1 protein-coding gene is annotated in these 1,487 nt (G+C 58.1%); it reads right to left on the reverse strand.

What is annotated here, in order from left to right; all coding sequences use genetic code 11:
* Window positions 1-25: 25 nt before the first annotated feature.
* A complete protein-coding gene (locus AC6F7T_RS06585; RefSeq protein ID WP_500717203.1) occupies window positions 26-1,324 on the reverse strand; it encodes an MFS transporter in 1,299 nt (432 codons plus the stop codon).
* Between the last annotated feature and the right edge of the window lie 163 nt (window positions 1,325-1,487).

Raw genomic sequence — 1,487 nt, forward strand, 5'->3', positions numbered from 1 at the left:
GGGGGACATAATACCGATTTGCTGTTTAAATCGGGGGACATAATACCGATTTGTTGTTTAAATCGGCATTATGTCCCCCTATTTCACCCCCCGATTTCCCGGGGGGGCGTGCCTTGAATGTCAGCAGAATTGCCGCGCTGATCAGGGCGGCGAGTAACAGACCGATCAGGGTCGCGCTCTCAGTGATATCGAGGATAAACCCGACCAGTACCGGTGCCAGCGCCGTTGACACCAGCATGATGGCCGAGGCAACAGAGCGGATGGCGCCGAGGTGCCGGGTACCGTAGCGTTCCGGCCACAGGGCACCGGCGGCTGCACCGCTGCCGCCGAGACTGCCTCCAGTCAGCAGCAGATAGAGGTAGAGAGCCCATTCACCGGGGATGATCGCCAGCACCAGCAATCCCGAAACGAGAGGCAGCAGCCCTACAGCCAGGGTACGTTGGGCACCGAGACGATCAACCAATGGTCCGGCAACCAGCAGGCTGAGCAGATGACCGAGGGCAAAGCCGGTAAAGGCGATGCCGACTTTTTCCAGCGGCCAGCCACGCAGGCCGATGATCGCCGCCTGGTGAAAGAGGATCGCGGTAATCGTGAAGGGAGTCGCCAGGGCAGCGGGCAGGAGCAGATAAAAGCCGGGGTCGCGCAGCACCTGGTTGCGGGTCAGGCTGGATTGCTGGTCGTTGGCCGTCGTCTGTTGCCCGGTGTCGTCCGGCGGTGGTGCATGACGGGCCAGATGCAGCAAAATCGGCAGAGCAACCAGTAACAGAAAAGTAACGGCAACAAACCACGGCAGGCGCCAGTTGCCGAGGACCAGCAAGAGTCCGGCGGCCAACGGCAGGGTCGATTCTGCCAATGGAAAACCGGCAACGGTAAGGGCCATGACGCGTCCGCGCTGCTGGTGAAAATAGCGCCCGGCCACCGTAACACCCAGATGGGATAATAATCCCTGGCCACCAAAGCGGATCAGCAAAAAACCGGGAATCAGCATCAGCCAGTGGGAAGCCAATCCGATCATCAGGCAGCCGCCGGCCAGAATCAGCAATGCCGCCAGGGTCAATTGGGTTAAGGGGCGGGTATCCGCCAGTTCCCCAAATTTGAGCAGCAGCAGGGCTGAGAGCAGGGTTGCGCCACCGTAGCTGAAGCCGTAAGCGCTGTTGCTCAAGATAAATTCATCGCGAATCAGATGGCCGAAAACCGAGATGAAAAATGTCTGGCCAAAACCGGAGGTGGCCGTGGCAAACAGGGCAAACAGGGCCAGTTGGGGGTGTTCTGAGATAAATTTTGGTAGTTTCATCAAGGGGATATTGGCATAGTTGCGGAGCATTGCAAGGGTATTCTCAGCGGCTCTACGATAAATCTTTTTTTGTAACTATTCAGCTCTATCCTTGCGCAGGCTCGGGGATCCTGTGGCAAGGGTGTTTGTCGCCATGGACGGCGACAACAAGCGGTCATGGATGACGAAAAGCGTCCCTTGACATAGGATCCCC

The organism is Pelovirga sp., from assembly GCF_059864205.1.